This window comes from Pseudomonas sp. YQ_5 (genome assembly GCF_043103305.1).
In the GTDB taxonomy this organism is placed as follows: domain Bacteria; phylum Pseudomonadota; class Gammaproteobacteria; order Pseudomonadales; family Pseudomonadaceae; genus Aquipseudomonas; species Aquipseudomonas putida_Y.
This window is the reverse complement of sequence record NZ_JBICJS010000056.1, coordinates 1-578: the sequence shown is the minus strand read 5'-3', so window position 1 is coordinate 578 and position 578 is coordinate 1. Positions and strand designations below refer to the sequence as shown.

Genomic DNA, 578 nt, shown 5'->3' with positions numbered 1-578 from the left:
ACGTAGACTTCTGCGGTGAACTTGGTGTGCGGCTTGACCGAACCTGGCTTGACCAGAACCTGGCCACGCTCAACGTCGTCACGCTTGGTACCACGCAGCAGAACGCCGCAGTTCTCGCCAGCACGACCTTCGTCCAGCAGCTTGCGGAACATCTCAACACCGGTGCAGGTGGTGGTGGTGGTGTCACGCAGACCAACGATTTCCAGCGGATCCTGAACGCGGACGATACCACGCTCGATACGACCGGTAACAACGGTACCACGACCCGAGATCGAGAACACGTCTTCGATCGGCATCAGGAACGGCTGGTCGATGGCACGAACTGGCTCAGGAATGTAGCTGTCCAGAGTTTCTACCAGCTTCTTGACAGCGGTAGTACCCATTTCGTTGTCGTCTTTGCCTTCCAGCGCCATACGAGCCGAACCGATGATGATCGGAGTGTCGTCGCCTGGGAAGTCATAGGTGGACAGCAGGTCGCGAACTTCCATCTCGACCAGTTCCAGCAGCTCAGCGTCGTCTACCAGGTCAGCCTTGTTCAGGAAGACCACGATGTACGGAACGCCTACCTGACGGGACAG

General features: G+C 57.8%; 1 protein-coding gene. It reads right to left on the bottom strand.

Features of this window, described 5'->3' with window-relative positions:
- The coding region (locus tag ACF8EA_RS13875) for an EF-Tu/IF-2/RF-3 family GTPase (protein ID WP_392522357.1) at positions 1 to 578 on the bottom strand (578 nt) is incomplete at both ends.